18 protein-coding genes, 1 pseudogene and 2 riboswitches are annotated in these 20,103 nt (G+C 31.3%); all 19 genes and pseudogenes read right to left on the bottom strand.

Features of this window, described 5'->3' with window-relative positions; genetic code table 11:
- Window positions 1-54: 54 nt before the first annotated feature.
- The 19 genes and pseudogenes from PG912_RS05545 to PG912_RS05455 all read right to left on the bottom strand — a co-directional run bounded on the left by PG912_RS05545 (window position 55) and on the right by PG912_RS05455 (window position 20,103).
- Window positions 55-1,053 (bottom strand): homocysteine S-methyltransferase family protein, encoded by a 999-nt coding sequence (locus PG912_RS05545; RefSeq protein ID WP_275688787.1) that lies wholly within the window; start codon window positions 1,051-1,053, stop codon window positions 55-57.
- Window positions 1,054-1,101: 48 nt separating this feature from the next.
- A riboswitch (SAM riboswitch) is annotated at window positions 1,102-1,224 on the bottom strand.
- 64 nt (window positions 1,225-1,288) lie between these two features.
- Window positions 1,289-2,179: a cysteine synthase CysM gene (gene cysM / locus PG912_RS05540; protein WP_260585820.1), complete on the bottom strand. Its 891-nt coding sequence runs from the start codon at window positions 2,177-2,179 to the stop codon at window positions 1,289-1,291.
- Window positions 2,176-2,922, bottom strand: coding sequence for a serine O-acetyltransferase EpsC (gene epsC / locus PG912_RS05535; RefSeq protein WP_275688786.1), 747 nt, complete (start codon window positions 2,920-2,922; stop codon window positions 2,176-2,178). The genes cysM and epsC overlap by 4 nt, the downstream gene beginning before the upstream one ends.
- Window positions 2,923-2,924: 2 nt before the next feature.
- Window positions 2,925-3,254 (bottom strand): 2Fe-2S iron-sulfur cluster-binding family protein, encoded by a 330-nt coding sequence (locus PG912_RS05530; RefSeq protein ID WP_260585822.1) that lies wholly within the window; start codon window positions 3,252-3,254, stop codon window positions 2,925-2,927.
- A 20-nt stretch (window positions 3,255-3,274) separates the two neighbouring features.
- Window positions 3,275-4,329: pseudogene (locus PG912_RS05525) on the bottom strand (NAD(P)/FAD-dependent oxidoreductase).
- 94 nt (window positions 4,330-4,423) lie between these two features.
- Window positions 4,424-5,002 (bottom strand): precorrin-2 dehydrogenase/sirohydrochlorin ferrochelatase family protein, encoded by a 579-nt coding sequence (locus PG912_RS05520; RefSeq protein ID WP_275688785.1) that lies wholly within the window; start codon window positions 5,000-5,002, stop codon window positions 4,424-4,426.
- An 18-nt stretch (window positions 5,003-5,020) separates the two neighbouring features.
- Window positions 5,021-5,605, bottom strand: coding sequence for an HPP family protein (locus PG912_RS05515; protein ID WP_260585825.1), 585 nt, complete (start codon window positions 5,603-5,605; stop codon window positions 5,021-5,023).
- Between the two features lie 14 nt (window positions 5,606-5,619).
- Window positions 5,620-6,396 carry a uroporphyrinogen-III C-methyltransferase gene (cobA, locus tag PG912_RS05510; RefSeq protein ID WP_260585826.1) on the bottom strand — a complete coding sequence of 259 codons (777 nt, stop codon included), beginning with the start codon at window positions 6,394-6,396 and terminating at the stop codon, window positions 5,620-5,622.
- Entirely contained in the window at window positions 6,389-8,494 is a 2,106-nt protein-coding gene (locus PG912_RS05505; RefSeq protein WP_275688784.1) for a nitrite reductase, read from the bottom strand. The genes cobA and PG912_RS05505 overlap by 8 nt, the downstream gene beginning before the upstream one ends.
- A 34-nt stretch (window positions 8,495-8,528) precedes the next feature.
- Window positions 8,529-8,876, bottom strand: a complete 348-nt coding sequence (locus PG912_RS05500) for a 4Fe-4S dicluster domain-containing protein (protein WP_028888186.1) — start codon at window positions 8,874-8,876, stop codon at window positions 8,529-8,531.
- Window positions 8,877-8,887: 11 nt separating this feature from the next.
- Window positions 8,888-10,135 (bottom strand): sulfate adenylyltransferase subunit 1, encoded by a 1,248-nt coding sequence (locus tag PG912_RS05495; RefSeq protein WP_275688783.1) that lies wholly within the window; start codon window positions 10,133-10,135, stop codon window positions 8,888-8,890.
- A gap of 183 nt (window positions 10,136-10,318) precedes the next feature.
- The gene (gene cysD, locus PG912_RS05490) at window positions 10,319-11,251 is read right to left on the bottom strand and encodes a sulfate adenylyltransferase subunit CysD (RefSeq protein ID WP_275688782.1); all 933 of its coding nucleotides are present in this window, start codon (window positions 11,249-11,251) and stop codon (window positions 10,319-10,321) included.
- A complete protein-coding gene (locus tag PG912_RS05485) occupies window positions 11,235-11,861 on the bottom strand; it encodes a phosphoadenosine phosphosulfate reductase domain-containing protein (RefSeq protein WP_260585831.1) in 627 nt (208 codons plus the stop codon). Before PG912_RS05485 ends, cysD begins: the two co-directional genes overlap by 17 nt.
- On the bottom strand, window positions 11,861-12,112 hold the full coding sequence (locus tag PG912_RS05480; protein ID WP_275688781.1) for a DUF2061 domain-containing protein: 252 nt from the start codon (window positions 12,110-12,112) through the stop codon (window positions 11,861-11,863). The genes PG912_RS05485 and PG912_RS05480 overlap by 1 nt, the downstream gene beginning before the upstream one ends.
- Before the next feature lie 119 nt (window positions 12,113-12,231).
- Window positions 12,232-12,639, bottom strand: a complete 408-nt coding sequence (locus PG912_RS05475) for an RrF2 family transcriptional regulator (protein ID WP_260585833.1) — start codon at window positions 12,637-12,639, stop codon at window positions 12,232-12,234.
- 29 nt (window positions 12,640-12,668) lie between these two features.
- Entirely contained in the window at window positions 12,669-13,835 is a 1,167-nt protein-coding gene (locus PG912_RS05470) for a trans-sulfuration enzyme family protein (RefSeq protein ID WP_275688780.1), read from the bottom strand.
- 65 nt (window positions 13,836-13,900) lie between these two features.
- Window positions 13,901-17,299, bottom strand: a complete 3,399-nt coding sequence (gene thrA / locus PG912_RS05465; protein ID WP_275688779.1) for a bifunctional aspartate kinase/homoserine dehydrogenase I — start codon at window positions 17,297-17,299, stop codon at window positions 13,901-13,903.
- Between the two features lie 93 nt (window positions 17,300-17,392).
- Complete coding sequence (locus PG912_RS05460) at window positions 17,393-18,667, bottom strand: O-acetylhomoserine aminocarboxypropyltransferase/cysteine synthase family protein (protein WP_275688778.1); 1,275 nt, start codon at window positions 18,665-18,667, stop codon at window positions 17,393-17,395.
- Between the two features lie 122 nt (window positions 18,668-18,789).
- Window positions 18,790-18,914, bottom strand: a riboswitch (SAM riboswitch).
- Between the two features lie 145 nt (window positions 18,915-19,059).
- Window positions 19,060-20,103: a WD40 repeat domain-containing protein gene (locus tag PG912_RS05455; protein ID WP_275688777.1), complete on the bottom strand. Its 1,044-nt coding sequence runs from the start codon at window positions 20,101-20,103 to the stop codon at window positions 19,060-19,062.

Raw genomic sequence — 20,103 nt, 5'->3', positions numbered from 1 at the left:
ACAAGAAATTAATAGAACTACAACCAAGATTAATTGAATTATACTTTTCATTACTTATATCGTTTTTAACTGCCTAGGTGAATATTTTAGCGCTAAATCAGCAATTGCTTTAATATGCTTTGGAGTAGTACCACAACAACCACCTACAATGTTTATTAAGTTTTTCTTTAAATACTCTTCAATTTGTTCGGCTGTTTCTTCGGCTGTTTCATCATACTCACCAAATGCATTTGGTAAACCGGCATTTGGGTGTGCCGAAATAGCAAACTCAGTTTTCGAGGCAATCGCTTCTAAATGAGGTTGTAATAAATTGGCTCCTAAAGCGCAGTTAAATCCAACAGATAATAACGGAATGTGAGATACGGATATTAAAAAAGCCTCGGCAGTTTGCCCAGATAAAGTTCTTCCACTTGCATCGGTAATTGTACCGCTTAACATTATTGGAACCTCAATTTTACGTTCGTCTTTTACTTCTTCTATGGCAAATAATGCAGCTTTTGCATTTAAGGTATCAAAAACAGTTTCAACTAATAAAATATCTGAACCGCCATCTAATAAAGCTTCTACTTGTAGTTTATAAGCAATACGTAATTCATCAAAAGTAACCGCTCTATAACCAGGATCATTTACATCTGGCGACATACTTGCTGTTCTGTTCGTTGGTCCAATTGATCCTGCAACAAATCGTGGTTTATGAGGTTCTCTTGCTGTAAACTCATCAGCAACTTCTTTGGCTATTTTTGCCGATTGATAATTTAACTCGTACACCAAATCTTCCATTTGGTAATCTGCCATTGCAATGGTAGTTGCCGAAAAAGTATTGGTTTCTATAATATCTGCTCCAGCCTCAAAATACTTTGCATGAATTGTTTTGATGGCTTCTGGCTGTGTTATAGACAGTAAATCGTTGTTTCCTTGTAACGGAGTTGGATATTCTTTAAAACGTTCTCCTCGAAAATCTTCTTCAGTAAATTTATAAGCCTGAAGCATAGTTCCCATTGCTCCATCGAGTACGAGTATTCTTTTTTGTATTTCTGTATAAATGTTTGACATTCCTGATATTTTATAAGTAGAAGTTATCAGGAAAAGAGGAAAGTCTTTCCGTTATCTCTCTTAAAAATTGTTTCATCACAATATTTAAGTAGAATTTAGCACCTTCTTTGTTTGCACATAGGGTTGCTAAGGTTTCACAGGGTCTAATCCCTCCGCCTTTCTTGATAACATTCGTATTAAGTTAATGAACTAAAGTACAAATAAACAAACTTTTTTTGTTTTTACAACATCTTTATTAATAATTATATAAGTTAGATGATAAATATCTATCTCCTATATCGCAAATAACTGCTACAATAATTCCTTTTTCTATTTTTTCAGCGACTTGTAATGCTACATGCACCGCTCCACCACTACTCATTCCTCCAAAAACACCTTCTTGACTAGCTAATTTACGTGTCATGTTTCGTGCTTGATTTTCACTTACTTCAATAATTTCATCAACTTTTGATTTATCAAAAATCTTTGGTAAATATTCTTTCGACCATTTTCTTATTCCTGGAATACTTGATCCATCAGTTGGTTGCGCTCCAATTATTTGAACTTTTGAATTTTGTTCTTTTAAATAGGTAGAAACTCCCATAATGGTACCTGTAGTTCCCATGGCAGATACAAAATGAGTTACTTCTCCTTCAGTATCTTTCCATATTTCTGGTCCAGTAGTTTTATAATGTGCTTTCCAATTGTCGTTATTTTCAAATTGATTTAACATAAAATAACCTTCCTTATAGCGTAATTTTTGTGCTAAATCTCTGGCACCTTCTATACCTTCTTCTTTCGGCGTTAACAATACCTCTGCTCCGTAAGCTCTCATTGTTTTTACACGCTCTTCGGTAGCATTTTCGGGCATTACCAAAGTCATATGCAATCCTAATACTTTTGATATAAAAGCAAGTGCTATTCCTGTATTTCCACTAGTTGCTTCAACTAAATGATCACCCTTTTTTATATTTCTTCGATTTAAAGCCTCTAAAATCATATTATATGCAGCCCTATCTTTTACACTTCCTCCTGGGTTGTTTCCTTCTAACTTTAAAAACAAACGTACGCCCTCTTTATTAAGAATATTACTCACTTCTATAAGTGGTGTATTTCCAACAAAGTCTGTTATTTTTTTTGCCTTCATAATTTATTTTTTTCTATTGAAACAATTTTATTTTCTGATTGATAAATTACTAACGATTCAGATGGCACTGATTCTGTAACACATACATTAGCTCCAATAATACTGTTTTCACCAATTACAACGTCACCTCCTAAAATAGTAGCATTTGCATAAATAGTTACGTTATTTTCTATCGTTGGATGCCTTTTTGTTTCTGCTAAACTTTTTTTAACCTGAATTCCTCCTAAGGTAACTCCTTGATAAATTTTTACATTTTCTTTGATCAATGTCGTTTCTCCGATAACAATTCCGGTAGCATGATCTATAAAAAATGAATTCCCAATTGTTGCTCCTGGATGAATATCTGTACCTGTTATTCCATGTGCATATTCACTCATCATTCTTGGTAAAGTAGGTACATGTAATTTTACTAACTCATGACTTAATCGATATACTGCTATCGCATGAAACCCTGGATATGCTAAATATACCTCAGCTAAACTTTTAGCTGCAGGATCAGTTTCTTCAAAAGCAATAGCATCTAAATCTAGTTTTACACGAATTTCGTTAAACCTTACTTTATAAAGTTCCCAAATAATTATTGACTCTTTTACCTGCAATTTTTGGGTTACTTCAATAAATAAACTTTCTATTATTTTTATATTCTCTTTATAATACTGCTCATCAAAAAGAGCGTAAAATAGTTTTTTTGTAAACGTTTCTACCGTATCTTTTAATGTGAGTGTGTAATTTTTTAATGGCATAATTACATTTCAGGCGCTAATTGTACTTCTAATCCTTCTAACTCTGGTTTCATTTGAATTTGACACCCTAAACGACTATTATCCTCAACATGAAAAGCTTCTGCTAACATCATATCTTCATCAACTCCCATTTCAGGTAATTCATGTTCAGATTTTACATAACATTGGCAAGAAGCACACATTGCCATACCACCACAAACACCAATAGTACCTTCTTCTGCTAGTTCGTACGAACGAATTACTTCCATTAAATTCATTGCCATATCTGTTGGCGCTAAAATTTCATGAAGTACTCCTTCTCTATCTGTTATTTTTATGTTGATATCTGACATTCTATTCTTATTAAATTGTTTTATTGAATTGCTTTTACAACTGCTTTTGGTGCCTCTTTTTTAGTACCATCAAAACCTTCAACTCCTCCTACTGTAGTATATTTCATTACATACTTTTTATTTGGATGAATTATTTTATAAGCACTCTGACACATTAAAGTTGCCTCGTGGAAACCACATAAAATTAGTTTTAATTTCCCTGGATATGTATTTACATCTCCAATTGCAAATATACCAGGAATATTTGTTTGATAATCTAAAGCATTGTTAACTTTAATGGCATTTTTTTCTATTTCCAATCCCCAATCGGCAATAGGCCTAATTTTGGTGACAACCCAAATAACGGTATAAAATGATCTGTATCTATAATAAAAGGAGCTTCTCCTTTTTTCTCAACAGCAACTCCTGTTACATGCTCTTTACCTAAAATCCCTTTTACTTCAGCTGGAGTAATTAAATTAATTTTTCCTAAATTTTTTAACTCTTGTACTCTATCTACACTATCTAAAGCTCCTCTAAACTCATTTCTTCGGTGTATTAATGTTACTTCGGATGCTACATCTGATAAAAAAATTGCCCAATCTAAAGCAGAATCTCCACCTCCTGAAATCACCACTTTTTTATCTCTATATAACTCAGGATCACGAATAATATATTCCACTCCTTTATCTTCAAAATCAGCAATATTAGGAATCGGCGGTTTACGTGGTTCAAAACTTCCTAAACCTCCTGCAATAGCTACAACGGGCGCTTGGTGTTTTGTTCCTTTATTAGTAGTTACTATAAAAGTTCCGTCTTCTTGTTTTTCAATCGTATTTGCGCGCTCTCCTAAAGTAAAACCAGGTTCAAACTGCTTAGTTTGTTCAATTAATTTATCGGTTAAATCACCTGCTAAAATTTCTGGATATGCAGGAATATCATAAATAGGTTTCTTCGGATATATTTCTGAACATTGCCCTCCTGGTTGTGGCAAAGCATCAATTAAATGACATTTTAATTTTAACAATCCTGCTTCAAAAATGGTAAATAATCCTGTAGATCCTGCGCCTATAATTAATATATCTGTTGTAATCATATTCTTCATTTTTGTCATTACAAAGAAAAGTAACAAAGCAATCTTTTTATAGTTTATTAGATAACTTATGTTGTTCTAAATGACGTTTTTTAATTTATTTCACTAAACTCGCGGTGAGTTTGTTTAATGTTTCTACTTTTTTTTCGAAATTCCCTTTAATAGTTTTTCTATATTTATTTAAATTCTCTACCAATTCATTAATATCTTCCGGAATTACTTCTTCAAAAAACTGACGTAATCTTTTAGCTGTTGTTGGTGATTTTCCATTGGTAGAAATTGCAATTTTCACATTTCCTTTGGTTACAATTCCGCCCATATAAAAATCGCAATATGGTGGATTATCTGCAACGTTTACTAAAATATTATTTTGCTTACAATCTTTATAAACCTGTATATTTACCTCTACATTATCGGTTGTAGCTATAACTATATTCTGGTTATTTAAATACGATTCATTGTAGCTATCAACAATCATATTTACCGTAAACTCTTTTGCCAATTCTTTTGTTTCTTCTCTAAAAAAAGGAGCAACCATAGTTACTTTAGCATCTGGACTCGATTTTAATAAAAAAGATAATTTTTCTAAAGCCACAAAACCTCCACCAACAATTAAAATTTCTAACTGTTCAGTTTTTAAAAAAATTGGATATAAACTATTTTTCCCCTCACTCATTTTCTTCTTTTTAAAAAATCAACGCTTAACTTTTCTAAATATTCTTGTATATTTTTTATTCGTCGGGTAACTTCTATTTTTAGTCATATTATTTGTTATTAAAGCCACCACAAATAAAATAAGTACACCACTTAAAACTGGCGAAAAAACATACATATACCCTAATAATTTTATTTTTTCTGTTCCTATTATTGCAATTAAAGCCGTTGCGCCACCTGGTGGATGCAATGTTTTTGTGTATTGCATTAATATAATTGATACAGAAACTGCTAATGGTGCGGTAATCCAAATAACATCTGGCATAAATTTAGCTATTGTAACACCAATTATAGCTGATAAAACATGCCCACCAATTAAATTTCTTGGTTGTGCTAACGGACTCTGAATTGCGCCGTAAATTAACACGCAAGTTGCTCCAAAAGAACCTATTAAAAAAATATTCTCAACTTTTGACAAATAAAAAGATTGTATAAAAGCAATAATTCCTATTCCGATAAAAGCACCAATAAAAGACCAAAAACCTTCTTTAAAATCTAATGTAGTTTCTTTATAAAGAATATATTTTGTTATTCTTATAGATCTATTAATTTTATGCTTTACCATTCTCTAAATTATCTTTACAACTGCAACAATTCTTTAAAATTGACTTCTTTTTGCGCCTTTTTTAAAGCCTCTCTATGTTTTACAACTTCTCCTAAAACAATAATTGCAGGGTTACTTAACTCTTTTTTATTTACAACCTCTAAAATAGTATTTACAGTTCCAATACCAACCTTTTCTCTAGAAGTTGTTCCATCTTGAATTATAGCAACAGGTAATTCGTTTTTACCCTCTTTTTTAAATAGTGTTACAATTTCAGCTAGTTTTCCCATTCCCATCAATACTACTACTGTAGCATTAGATTTTGCTGCCAAAGCCACATCGTTAGATAATTTATGCTCTTTTGTTGTACCTGTAATTACCCAAAAACTTTCTGCACTTCCACGTTTTGTAACAGGAATATTTTGATATGCTGGAACCGCTAAAGAAGATGAAATACCTGGAACCATTGCTGTTTCTATTCCAAAACCTGCTGCAAATTCCATTTCTTCAGCACCTCTTCCAAAAATAAAAGGATCACCACCTTTTAAACGAACTACATGTCCATAAGTTTTTGCTCTTTCAACAATCAACTCGTTTATTTGTTCTTGTTGATATTTATAACAACCTCTACGTTTTCCTACAAAAATTAATTCTGCATTTGGATTTATAAAATCTAATAACTCTTCATTAACCAAGGCGTCATATAAAACAACATCTGCAGTTTTTAAAACTTTAATAGCTTTTAGCGTAATTAAATCTACATCTCCTGGACCAGCGCCAACAACGGTTAATTTCGGAATCTTATTATACATTACTTACGGCTGTTTTTCTATAAGCATCAATCTTTTTATAAAATGCTTTCGCATCGTTTAAATAGCTCTCTGCAAATATTTTTGTTGGTGCTTCTTTCTTTATTTGATATACAAAATCTTCAAAACTGGTCTCTAAACTAACTTTATCTGTAGCTATAAAATGCTCTTGAAAACTAGTAATAATACCTGCTTGTGTATTTGTTTTTACATTTTCTGCAATTAATAATGCTTTTGCTGTATTAACTAAAGATGTATATGAATGATAAATACTATCAGAAAATAAACCTTCTTTTAATGCTTCTTCTGAATTGGTTATTTTCTCTTCACTTTCAAATAAAAGTGTAGCTATTAAATCAATTACAACACCTGCACATTCTCCTACTCCAATTGCTTTTACGTAGTTTTCTGAATGTCCCCAATCTATAAAATCACTTGGCACTAAATCGCTTGTATCAGATAATTTTTTTAATAAATCGTAGAAATACGTTTTTCCTTGTCTGTCGTAATATTCTAAAAAAGTTTCTTTTTCTTGTTGATTTTCAGCAACATTATTTAACAAAACACGTAATGCTTCTGGTCCTTTTTTACTTGGAATTTTAACTAATTTATCAGAAAAACGACCTTTTCCATCACCTAATATACCTCCTCCTATTAAAATTTGTAACGCTGGTACTTGTAAATTACCTACTTTTATAGACATTCCTTGAAAACCAATGTGTGCCATATTATGCTGCCCACATGCATTCATACATCCACTAATTTTAATAGCTATTTCTTTATTGTTTAAATATGCTGGATATTCTTCTTCTAATACCTTCTCTAATTCAACAGCAATTCCTGTACTACTAGAAATACCTAAATTACAAGTATCTGTTCCAGGACATGCTGTAATATCAGCTGTAGAATTATAACCTGCTTTTGCAAAACCTAATTTTTGTAATTCTACATAGAAAAAAGGTAACAATTCTTCTTTAATATGGCGAATTAAAATATTTTGACGTAATGTTAAACGAATTTCATTTGCTGCATATTTCTTAACTAAATCAGCCAATAACCTTGCTTTTGGAGTGTAAAAATCTCCTAAATGAACTTTAATTCCAATTGCAAATAAACCTTCTTGTTTTTGTTTAATTACATTCGTTTCTTTCCATTTATCATACGCTTCCTCATCTTCAATTTTTACTGAAGGAATTGTTATTTCTTGAAAAAGTGTAGGTTTCTCAAATTCAGTTGTATCTACCTTAAATGTTTTATTCTCTAAAGCATTAACTTCGTCAGAAACTAATTGTAAAAAAGCTTCAACACCTAATTCTTTAACTAAAAACTTTAATCTTGCTTTTGCTCTTTTTGCACGCTCTCCAAATCGATCAAAAATTCTTAAAACACCTTCAATTGTTGGTATTAAAACATCTTCTTCTAAAAAGTCGTAAATAACATCTGCATGTCTTGGCTGTGATCCTAAACCACCACCTAATAAAACCTTAAATCCTTTTTTAGTTACTCCGTTTTCAGTTTTTATTTTTGCAATAAATCCTAGATCATGAATAAAACTAATAGCAGTATCATCATCTGTTCCTGAAAAAGACATTTTAAACTTACGTCCCATTTCTTGACATATAGGATTTCTTAAAAAGAACTTAAACGTAGCATCTGCATATGGTGAAACATCAAAAGACTCATTTACATCAATCCCTGCTGTTTCTGATGCTGTAATATTTCTTACTGCATTACCACAAGCTTCTCTTAAAGTAATATCATCTTTTTCTAGTTGCGCCCATAATTCTGGCGTTCTATCTAAACTTACGTGATGTATTTGAATATCTTGCCTTGTAGTGATATGTAATCTTCCACGAGAATACTCATCTGAAACGTCTGAAATTCTATGTAATTGTTCGCTAGTAACTTTACCATAAGGTAATTTTATACGAATCATTTGTACTCCAAATTGACGCTGACCGTAAACTCCTCTTGCCAAACGTAAACTTCTAAAACGTTCTTCGTCTATTTTTCCTTCTTTAAAAAGTTGGATTTTTCTCTCTAATTCTAGAATATCTTTTTCTACAATTGGGTTTTCTATTTCGGTTCTAAAACTTTGCATTACTGTATATCTTAAAGCTCGTAAGCGTTACTTTTTAATTGTGTAAGAATTTTTGTTTTGCCAATAATTCTTCTTCTGTTTCTACATGGTTGTCATCTGGCACACAACAATCTACTGGGCATACCGCCGCACATTGTGGTTCTTCATGAAACCCTATACATTCTGTACATTTATCAGGTGCTATAAAATAATATTCGTCAGATACAGCTTCTTGTGTTTCATCTGCATCTAATTCAATACCATCTTTTAATTTAACATTTCCTGTTAATGAAGTTCCTTCACTATATTTCCAATCTTCAGCTCCTTCGTAAATAGCTGTATTTGGGCATTCTGGTTCGCATGCACCACAATTAATGCATTCGTCGGTTATTATAATTGCCATACTATTTTTAATTACTGAATAAAGCCAACTCCGGCAGTATTATTGGTTATTGGATTGATTAAGATAAAGGTACCATTCGCTTTATTTTCTTTATAAGAATCAAAAAATAATGGTTTACTTAATTTTAAAATCACATCACCAATTTCATTTAATGTTAATGCTGATGGATTTTCTTCTGCTCCTGAAAAATCAGTTTTTATAATGGATGATAATGACATTATTTTTGCTTGCACATCATGTACCCCATGTTTTAAGTAATATTTATTTGCTGCTTGTAAAGGCTCTTTATCCATCCAACAAATAGTTGCTTTTAAGTCTTTAGAAACTGTTGGCTGTTCGTTTGTTTTTACCAACATATCACCTCTGCTTACATTTACATTATCTTCTAAAGTAATTGTTACCGAACTACCTCTTTTTGCTTCTGTAAACTGTTTATCAAAAAAATGAATACTTTTTATTTTTGATGCTGTGCTTGACGGTAATACAGTTACCGCATCTCCTACCGCTAAATCTCCTCCATAAATTTTACCAGCATAACCTCTAAAATCATGATATTTATCTGTTTTAGGTCGTATAACAGTTTGTATAGGAAAACGTGTTTGAGACTTTTCTTGTAAATCTTCAGAAACTAAACTTTCTAAATGATCTAATAATGTTTCTCCTTTATACCAAGGTGTGTTTTCTGATTTTTTAACAACGTTATCTCCCTGTAAAGCAGACATAGGAATAAAAGTTAATTTTTGACTTTTATAAGAACTTTTGCTTGCTAAATATTCAATTTCATTTTTTATTTGATTAAATTTTTCTTCTGAAAAATCAACCAAATCCATTTTATTTATAGCAATAACTACATTTTCAACTCTTAATAGTGTATTTATAAAAAAGTGACGGTAAGTTTGCTCAATTACTCCATTACGTGCGTCAATTAACACAATTGATGCTTGTGAGTTTGATGCTCCTGTAACCATATTTCGTGTATACTCAATATGCCCTGGAGTATCTGCAATAATAAAACTCGTTTTTGGTGTTGAAAAATATATATGTGCTACATCAATAGTAATACCTTGTTCTCTTTCTGCTACTAAACCGTCTGTTGCTAATGAAAAATCTAAATAATCAAAACCTCTTTGTTTACTTTTTTCTTCAATTGCTTCTAGCTTATCATCGGTTAACGAGTTAGTGTCATATAAAATACGTCCGATTAAGGTACTTTTACCATCATCTACACTACCTGCTGTTGCTATTTTTAATACATTCATTTTTATTCGCTATTCGCTATTAGCTTTTGGCTTTTAGCTGTATTTGTTTTATTAATAATTTCAATGCTTTTTAAGCTTGAAAAGTATCTGTAAATAGGTGCGTTAGGGATTGAAGCGGCATCCTTTTTTTGTTTTTCTCAAAAAAAGATATAGTGAAAAGCCTGTTAAAACGCCCAAAATATTTTAGAAATACCCTTGTTGTTTTCGTTTCTCCATCGCTGCTTCCGAGCGTTTATCATCTATACGAGCACCTCTTTCTGATATTGTTGATACTTTTATTTCGTTTACAACTGTATTTATATCAACAGCGTCTGAAAGTACTGCTGCTGTACAACTCATGTCACCAACGGTTCTAAAACGTACCATTCTTTCTTGCACTTCTTCATGTTCGTCTCTATAAACAACATCGTCTTCTGCCGACCATATTAGTCCGTCTCTTAAAAAAGTAGCTCTTTTATGTGCAAAGTAAATTGATGGGATTTCAATTTCTTCACTTTTTATGTATGACCAAACATCTAGTTCTGTCCAGTTTGAAATAGGAAAAACACGTACATTTTGTCCTAAATCAATTCTTCCATTTAGCATATCAAACAATTCTGGGCGTTGATTTTTTTCATCCCATTGCCCAAAATCATCACGGACAGAGAAAATACGTTCTTTGGCTCTTGCTTTTTCTTCATCTCTACGCGCACCACCGATACATGCATCAAAGCCAAACTCATCAATTGCATCTAATAACGTTTCTGTTTGCAGCATATTTCGGCTCGCGTATCTCCCTTTTTCTTCCTTTACTCTCCCTTTATCTATATTATCTTGAACGTTTCTAACGATTAGTTCAACTCCTAATTCTTTTGCCAAACGGTCTCTAAATTCAATAGTTTCAGGAAAATTATGTCCTGTGTCTATATGCATTAATGGAAACGGAATTTTGGCTGGATAAAATGCTTTTTGAGCAAGTCGCACCAATGTTATACTGTCTTTTCCCCCCGAAAATAATAACACTGGCTTTTCAAATTGAGCGACTACTTCCCTAAATATATATATGGCTTCACTTTCTAAAGGCCAACTTTTATTGTTTTTGCTTTCATAATCATATTTTTTAAATATGTAAACCACATTCTCTATTATTTTTTACTTTTGTAGGATCGAAATATTTAAACTCGTTTGGAAGATTATGTTCTTTTAAATATTTATCTAAATCTTCATCTGACCAGTTATAAAACGGACTTACTTTTAAAACTCCATCTTTACTAAAAGAAATTATTCCGATGCTATCTCTAAACGCTGTTTGTCCTTTTCTTAAATTAGTAAACCAAATATCTGGTTGGTGTTCTGCCATTGCTCTTTTAAAAGGCTCTAACTTTACTTGTTCGGTAAAAACTACATGGTTGTTATCGTCTACAGATGGAATACCAATAGTAACATTACGATGCGCTACTGTTTGTTTTGGTACGTATAAATGAATGTTTAAATTTAATTTATCAACCAACTCTTCAGCATGTTTATAAGTTTGAGGTGTGTTATAACCTGTATCACACCAAATAACTTTTATAGATGGATTATTATTAGCTATTAAATGTAAAAGAGCTACTTCATAAGGCCTAAAATTAGTAGTAACTATTGTTTTTTGATTTAACTCAAAAACCCATTCTATAATTTCTTTTGGACTTAATTTTTCTAATCCCTTATTTAACTCCTCAACATTTAGTTGCTCTTGTAAACTCATTATTTTCCCCATTTTATTTTATTCCAAATTCTTTCGTGAAAGAAATACAAAACCATTTTTGTTACTAACTCTATACCTCCTATAGAAAAAGCCAATGCTAGTTCGCCAGTTATTAACCAAGAAATTAAAACAGTATCAATAGTACCTATTACTCTCCAACTAACCGACTTAACGAAACTTCGCCACGGATTTTCTGAATTTTTATCAGAATTATAATTTTTCTTATCTTCTATTAATTGTTCTAAAATCATTTTTAAATTCTATACCCTATCGGGTAACTAGGTTTTAAGATTCGACAAATGTATATATTCATTTTAAATAAAAAAACATTTATTTAAAAAATTTACATTAAACCAACAATTGTTGAAAATTATACTAAATCGGCAAGTGTATTATTACGTAATATCTGCAAGGTATTGTCTCTAACCTGTATCATAAGTTTATGTACAGAACAAGCATCTTCATCTGGGCAATCACTACATTTTTCATAATAATTAAGGCTTACACAAGGCAACATTGCTATTGGTCCTTCTAAGGTTCTAATAACATCAGTCATTTTTATTTCTGATGCTTCTTTTAACATATAATAACCTCCGCCTTTTCCTTTTTTAGCGCCTAAAAACCCTGCTTTTCGTAAGGTAAGTAATATACTTTCTAAAAATTTATGAGAAATATTTTCGCTTTTAGATATCGTTGCTATTTGAACTTTATCTCCTTTTTCTTGTCTAGCTATAAATGCTAGCGCCTTTAAGCCGTATTTCGTTTTTTTAGAAAGCATAGTACAAAAATACACTTTTTATTTAGTTGTTAATTCTCTAAAGCTTGTTTTAAATCGTAAATAATATCATCTACATTTTCTAAACCAATAGAACATCGTACCAAACCGTCAGTAATACCAACTTCTAATCTATCTTCAACACTTAGTTTACTATGCGTTGTAGAGGCTGGATGGGTAACAATACTTCTTGTATCGCCTAAATTTGCAGACAATGAGCACATTTTAATAGCATTTAAAAAATTTCGTCCTGCTTCAATACCACCTTTAACCTCAAAAGCTACAATGTTACCACCTAAGCGCATTTGTTTTTTTGCTATTTCGTATTTTGGATGCGAGTTTAAAAACGGATATTTCACTAAATTTACCTTCGGATGAGCTTCTAAAAACTCCGCTACCTTTAAGGCATTTTCGCAATGTTTTTCTACTCGAATACTTAATGTTTCTAAACTTTTTGATAATACCCATGCGTTAAACGGAGACATTGCAGGCTCTGTATTTCTTGAAAATAAATAAATTTCACGAATTAAATCGGCTTTACCAACAGCAACTCCTCCTAAAACTCTTCCTTGTCCGTCAATTAATTTTGTAGCTGAGTGAATTACTAAATCTGCACCAAAATCTATTGGGTTTTGTAAATATGGCGTTGCAAAACAATTATCTATGACTAATAATAAATTATGTTTTTTTGCTATTTTACCTAACAACTCTAAATCTATAATATCAACTGCCGGATTTGTAGGCGTTTCTGCATATAATATTTTAGTATTTGGTTTAATTAAGCTCTCAATAGTATCGACTTCATTAATTTTAAAATAACTAGTTTCAATATTCCATTTTGGCAAATATTTAGTAAATAAACTATGAGTAGAGCCAAAAACCGATCTGCAAGAAACTATATGATCGCCAGCATTTAACAAAGCCCCGAAAGTAGAAAATACTGCCGCCATACCAGTAGCAAAAGCATAACCTGCTTCCGCTTTTTCCATTGCCACAATTTTATTTACAAATTCTGTGGTATTTGGGTTTGAAAATCGACTATATAAATTCTTTTCTTTTTCTTCGGCAAAAGACGCTCTCATATCTTCAGCATCATCAAATACAAAACTAGATGTTAAGTATAAAGGTGTAGAATGCTCAGAAAATTGCGATCGTTCTGTTTGTGTTCTAATTGCTTCGGTTTCGAAATTTTTACTCATATTTTTTGTTTTTTTATATTGATAAATCAATATCTAGTATATTTTATAAAAATTAGTATTTCTATTTATTGTTTGTTTGCCAATCGTAAAATATCGCCAAAAACACCTCTTGCAGTTACTTCTGCTCCTGCTCCTGCTCCTTGAATTACAATAGGTTGCGCTCCGTACGACTCTGTATAAATTTCAAAAATTGCATCCGATCCTTTTAAGCTTCCTAAAGGAGAACTTGTTGGTACCGAAACTAATTTTACATCTAACTCTCCTTTTGTTTTTGATAAATCGCCATGTAAATCGCCTATATATCGTAATACGTGATCTTTTTCTTGAGCATCTTTTTTATCTTTAAATTCGGTGTTTAATTTATCTAAATTCGATAAAAATTCTGCTGATGAAATGTCTCTAAATTCTGCTGGAATTAAATTTTCGATAGAAATATCTTCAAATTCATTTTCTAAATCTAACTCACGAGCCAAAATCAATAGTTTTCGTGCTACATCGTTTCCGCATAAATCTTCTCTCGGATCTGGCTCTGTAAATCCGCTATCAATTGCTTCTTGTAATACGTTTGAAAACGGAACTTCATCCGAAGAAAACTTATTAAATAAATAACTTAACGAACCTGAAAACACCCCTCTAATACGTGTAATATTTTCGCCAGAATCGTGTAATAATTTAATGGTATCAATTAAAGGTAAACCTGCACCAACATTCGTTTCGTACAAATATGATTTGTTATTAATTTCTAATGTTTTTCGCAAATTTTTATAAAATTGGTGAGATACCGTATTTGCTATTTTGTTTGATGAAACTAAATCGAAACCATTTTCTATTAACGGTATATAATTTTCTATAAATTCGCCACTTGCGGTATTATCTACAGCTATTAAATTTTCGAGATGATACTTTTTAGCAAAATCTATTACGCTATCAACAATATGTGTTTCATCTTCATTATTTTTTAAAATTGTTTTCCAATTTTCTACAGCTCCATCGCTACTTAACAATACTTTTTTAGAGCCTGCAATGGCAAAAATATTTAGTTGAATTTTCTTTCTTTCTACGATTGATTTTGTGTTTGCTATTATTTGATTAATCAGTGTACCACCAACTAAACCTTTACCAAATATGGCTATATTTATTTTTTTTGCAACACCAAAAACTTGTCCGTGAATTACATTTAAAGCTTTATGTAACTGCGCTTTTTTAACCACTAAACTTACGTTTTTTCCCGAAATTGTGTTATTAAATAACAACGGAACAATTTGATTTTTTATCAACGCATTATACGGATGATGAAATTCACTTAAATCTTGTCCAATTATTGAAATTACCGAAACATCGTTTATAATTGCTATTTGATTTACATCTTTGGTGTAAAAATCACTTTCAAATTCTTGCTCTAAAGCTCTAACCGCTTCATTGGCTTTGTCTTTATCAATAACTAAACCAATACCTCTTTCTGATGATCCTTGAGATATAATGCTAACACTAATGCCGTTATTACTTAGAACTCTAAAAATACGTGCATCTACACCTACTTTACCCAATAAACCTCTTCCTTCAAAATTTAATAGCGCTACATTATCTAAAACTGATAAGGATTTTATGCCTTTTGAATTTGATTTGGCGGTAATTAACGTTCCTTTATCATCTTGATTAAATGTATTTAAAATTCGAAGATTGATATTTTTTTCTAATAACGGAATAATCGTTTTTGCATGTAAAATATTGGCTCCGAAATTAGCTAGTTCATTTGCTTCAGAAAATGATAATTCTTCTATTTTTTTTGCATCAGCTACTAAATCAGGATTTGCGGTAAAAATCCCATCAACATGTGTATAATTTTGCAACTCTTCTGCATCTAAATAATTTGCCAATAAAGACGCTGTGTAATTACTACCATTTCTACCTAAAGTAGTAGTTTCTCCTTTTAAATTAGAAGCAATAAAACCCGTTATAATGTTTACAGTTTCACCGTTATTTTTTTTAAAATGCTTTATTACATTTTCTTTTGATATATTTATAATTGGTTGTGCGTTACCAAAATTTTCATCTGTTTTTAATAATTCTCTAGCATCTGTAGCGTTTGCTTTTATTCCTTTTTCGTTTAAAAGTGCTGAAACTGTTTTGGTTGATAATAATTCACCTTGTGCTAAAACTTCATCTTTTATTTTTTGACTATAATCACCTAATAAACTAACACCTTCAAAAAACTTTTCTAAACGAGAAAACTCTGGCGAAAAATCAACTAACGGAGTCAATTTAGATTGTTCGTATTTAAAAGCTTCAAATTGTTCGATATAGGTTTCGTTTTTAGTAGCTTTTTCTAAAATTTCTTCTAATTGATCGGTAGCATTTCCTCTTGCCGATACTACTACAGCTATATTTTCTTGATTATTTACTTTTTGTTCAATAATAGAAATTACATTATTAATTCCTTCATTCGATAGCGATTTTCCACCAAATTTTATTATTTTCATTTTATTATTTTTTATATTTAGATTAAAAATTGGAGCAATTATTTTTTCTAACTGCTCATATTCAATCAAAAAAGCATCGTGTCCGTGAACCGAATTTATTTCGTTATAAGTAACGTTTGAATGTACTAACGCTAGTTCTTTTTGAGTTTCTCTATTTTCTTCAGCTGTAAAAAACAAATCAGAATCAACACCAATAATGTGTATATCTGCTTCAATTATTTCTAAAATGTCTGAATTATTTTTACCTCTAGTAACATCAATTGTTTTTAATAATTGATTCATTAATTTATAAGATGCTAACTGATAGCGCTCTTGTAATTTTTTACCATGATGTAACAACCAACTTTCTACATTAAATACCTCTGAATTTTCATTTTTAGAACGATGAAAACGCTCTTTAAAAGATTTTGGAGTCCTATAGCACAACATTGCATGCATACGAGCATCGTGTACCGGATTACTTGAATTATTTAAAAATTGTTCTTGAATTTGGCAATTACCAATCAACCAATCGGTAGATTTCCAATCGGTAGCTATCGGAATTAAATGCTTTGTTATTTTTGGGCTTAAAACAGCCATTTCCCAAGCAATTCCACCACCTAATGATCCTCCGATTAAAGCAAATAATTGTTTTACATTTAGTTTTTCTAAGCCTAATAAAAATATTTTAGCAATATCTCTAGCTATAAAATCTTTATAGTTTTCTATTAAAAAACCATCATGTCCATTTCCAGGAATATTAAAGCACAAAACTGTGTATTTCTCAGTATTTACCGCTTTATTTTGTCCTATTAATTCTTTCCACCAACCATTTTTAATATCAGCAACACTACTATTACCCGTTAAAGCATGATTGATTAATACCACAGGAGCAGTTCCTAATTTTTCCCCAAAAACCTGATAACTTAAAGCTATTTTACTTAATAAAGCACCGCTCTCCGTGGTAAAATCAATAATATTTATATGTGCTAAAGTATTTGTCAATTGTGTCTTTTTTAAATATAAAACCGAACGATTTACATGAACTTATTCCCCTTCAAAAAAATAAGACTCAATACATTCGATTCTTTTTTATGTTTATATGGTAGAAAAAGCTTCTTTTAAATCGCCTTTTAAATCCTCTAAATCTTCAAGCCCTACAGACAAACGAATTAAATCATTCGTAACACCTGCACTTTCTTGTGCTTCTTCACTTAATTGTTGATGTGTTGTACTAGCAGGGTGAATGATTAGTGATTTTGTGTCTCCAATATTTGCTAATAATGAGAAAAGTTTTGTGTTATCAGATACTTTTTTTGCCGCTTCATAACCACCTTTTACACCAAATGTAACAATACCACTTTGCCCTTTTGATAAATATGTTTTTGCTAACTTGTTATATTTACTACTTTCTAAACCAGGGTAATTTACCCAAGTTACTTCTGGTTGCTCTTCCAACCATGTAGCAATATCTAGTGCGTTTTCACTATGCTTTTTTATTCTGATATTTAACGTTTCTAATCCTTGAATAATATTAAATGCATTTGTAGGACTTAAAGCGCCTCCAAAATCTCGTAGCCCTTCTAAAATTAATTTAAATGTGTAAGAAGCTGCGCCTAAAGCATCGTGATAAACCAATCCGTGATATCCTGCTGATGGTTCTGTAAATTCAGGGAATTTACCATTTGCCCAATTAAAAGTTCCTGCATCAATAATTGCTCCTCCTAAAGAATTTCCTTGGCCTCCAATATACTTTGTTAATGAATGAATTACAATATTTGCACCATGTTCTATCGGATTTAACAATGCTGGTGTAGCTACGGTATTATCAACAATAAAAGGAACTTCAGCTTTTTTTGCATGTGTAGAAATAGCTTTTAAATCCAACACATCTAATTTAGGATTCCCTAAAGATTCAACAAAAAATGCTCTGGTATTATCCTGTACAGCTGCTTCAAAGTTATCTGGATTAGAAGCATCAACAAAAGTAGTTGTAATACCTAATCTTGGTAAAGTAACATTTAATAAATTGTAAGTTCCACCGTACAAACTACTTGAAGCTACAATATGATCTCCTGCTTTTAACAACGTTAACAATCCTGTTGAAATTGCTGCCGTACCAGAAGCAAATACTACAGCTCCAGTTCCGCCTTCTAAACTAGCCAAACGCTCTTGTAAAATTTGATTGGTAGGGTTATTTAAACGTGTGTAAATAAATCCTAATTCTTTTAATGAAAAAAGATTTGCTGCATGATCTGAATCATTAAAAACATATGATGTTGTTTGATAAATAGGAACTGCTCTTGTGCCTCCCGTTTGTTTTACATCATGTCCTGCGTGCAACGCGTTCGTTGCAAATTTTTGTGTACTCATTTTTCTTGTTTTTGAGATAATAAAAAATTAAACCAAAAGCCAAATGCGTCATTTTTTTTTGACGTACCTACTAGAAAAATGTTATGAAGAATTATAGCAATTATAGATGAATAATTGCACTTGAGTTATCTATCCAACTTTAGATAAATGAATCTAAAATTAAGTAGAATTTAGCACCTTCTTTGACTTAAACAAAGGGTTGCTAAGGTTTCATAGGGTCTAATCCCTCCACCTTTCTTGATAACATTGTCAATAAGTTATTGAACTTTGTGAGTGCAAATATTTGAAATTTAAATATTAATATCCTAATAAAAATTCACTTTTTTTTATTTCACATTGTAAAAACACAATAAACACCCCTGTTATTGAGGTGTTTATCTAAAAAAATAAAATTACAATACTTGCCAAATTTTAACCGTTTTATCCTTACTAGGTGTAGCTATTAATTTTCCATCAGAACTAACATCCATTCCTAAGCCAATATCATTGTTATGATTTGAAATTGTCTGTAGAATTTTTTCGTTTTTAACATCCCAAAGGGTTGCTACAATTGGTTTTACTACCCCTGAAAATTTAAAATGGTATTCTAGTAACTCTCCAATCATCGATTTGTCTGTTCCACCTGCTATTACCCTATCATTATCAATAAAAACAACAGAGTGAATTGCCTGATTATCTCCTTTTAAAGTGTGCAACAATTGCCAATTAGTGGTATCCCAAATTTTAACTGTTTTATCATCGCCAGCACTTGCTAATAATTTTCCGTTTGGGCTAAAATTCATTGACAATGGTACCATACAATGTCCTAAAATCGTTTGAAGTAATCTCCCTGATTCAATATCATAAACCCTAATCGCATTATCACTTCCTGACGATAATAATAATTCGCCTGTAGGGTTAAAAACAACTTCCCAAATGTTCTCTTGAGAATCGTTAAAATCATAAATTAGTTTCCCCGTATTTACATTCCATACAAAAACTTTATCATCATTTCCGCCAGCAGCGATTAATTTTCCGTCTGGACTAAAGTTTACAGTCCAAATTGTGCCTCCATTTCCTTTTAATGTTTGTAATAACGCTCCTGTTTTAACGTCCCAAATTCTAACGTTTCCATCATACGCTCCTGTTGCTACAACTTTTCCTGTCGAACTAAAATCTACTGTTGGCGTTCCTATTTCATGTGGTAACTCATGTAAAACTTCACCTGTAATTCTAGACCAAATTTTAGCGTTTGGTTCTATTCCTCCACTAATCATTAATGAATCGTTCGAACTAAACTTAACCTCCCATACTTCATTTTTATGATGTGTATATGTTTTTTGCAATTCTATTTGATTTCCATCAACAATTTTAGGCTGAGCAAATACTTGTAAAGACATTAAAACTAAAAGGCTTATAACAATTATAATTCCTATTATTAAAAACTTATTTTTCAT

Origin of the sequence: Tenacibaculum retecalamus, from assembly GCF_027941755.1 — a bacterium.
GTDB classification, from domain to species: Bacteria; Bacteroidota; Bacteroidia; order Flavobacteriales; family Flavobacteriaceae; genus Polaribacter; species Polaribacter haliotis_B.
Note: the sequence above shows the minus strand (reverse complement) of the source record. Positions and strands in the feature narration are given on the sequence as shown.

Excerpts from the sequence above, each read along its gene's own strand:
- PG912_RS05480 (WP_275688781.1), bottom strand. The coding sequence starts at position 12,112 with ATGATTTTAGAACAATTAATAGAAGATAAGAAAAATTATAATTCTGAT.
- PG912_RS05515 (WP_260585825.1), bottom strand. The coding sequence starts at position 5,605 with ATGGTAAAGCATAAAATTAATAGATCTATAAGAATAACAAAATATATT.
- PG912_RS05530 (WP_260585822.1), bottom strand. The coding sequence starts at position 3,254 with ATGTCAGATATCAACATAAAAATAACAGATAGAGAAGGAGTACTTCAT.
- PG912_RS05460 (WP_275688778.1), bottom strand. The coding sequence starts at position 18,667 with ATGAGTACACAAAAATTTGCAACGAACGCGTTGCACGCAGGACATGAT.
- PG912_RS05505 (WP_275688784.1), bottom strand. The coding sequence starts at position 8,494 with ATGCAAAGTTTTAGAACCGAAATAGAAAACCCAATTGTAGAAAAAGAT.
- cysM (WP_260585820.1), bottom strand. The coding sequence starts at position 2,179 with ATGAAGGCAAAAAAAATAACAGACTTTGTTGGAAATACACCACTTATA.
- PG912_RS05470 (WP_275688780.1), bottom strand. The coding sequence starts at position 13,835 with ATGAGTAAAAATTTCGAAACCGAAGCAATTAGAACACAAACAGAACGA.
- PG912_RS05545 (WP_275688787.1), bottom strand. The coding sequence starts at position 1,053 with ATGTCAAACATTTATACAGAAATACAAAAAAGAATACTCGTACTCGAT.
- epsC (WP_275688786.1), bottom strand. The coding sequence starts at position 2,922 with ATGCCATTAAAAAATTACACACTCACATTAAAAGATACGGTAGAAACG.
- PG912_RS05520 (WP_275688785.1), bottom strand. The coding sequence starts at position 5,002 with ATGAGTGAGGGGAAAAATAGTTTATATCCAATTTTTTTAAAAACTGAA.
- PG912_RS05455 (WP_275688777.1), bottom strand. The coding sequence starts at position 20,103 with ATGAAAAATAAGTTTTTAATAATAGGAATTATAATTGTTATAAGCCTT.
- PG912_RS05485 (WP_260585831.1), bottom strand. The coding sequence starts at position 11,861 with ATGAGTTTACAAGAGCAACTAAATGTTGAGGAGTTAAATAAGGGATTA.
- cobA (WP_260585826.1), bottom strand. The coding sequence starts at position 6,396 with ATGTATAATAAGATTCCGAAATTAACCGTTGTTGGCGCTGGTCCAGGA.
- PG912_RS05495 (WP_275688783.1), bottom strand. The coding sequence starts at position 10,135 with ATGAATGTATTAAAAATAGCAACAGCAGGTAGTGTAGATGATGGTAAA.
- PG912_RS05475 (WP_260585833.1), bottom strand. The coding sequence starts at position 12,639 with ATGCTTTCTAAAAAAACGAAATACGGCTTAAAGGCGCTAGCATTTATA.
- PG912_RS05500 (WP_028888186.1), bottom strand. The coding sequence starts at position 8,876 with ATGGCAATTATAATAACCGACGAATGCATTAATTGTGGTGCATGCGAA.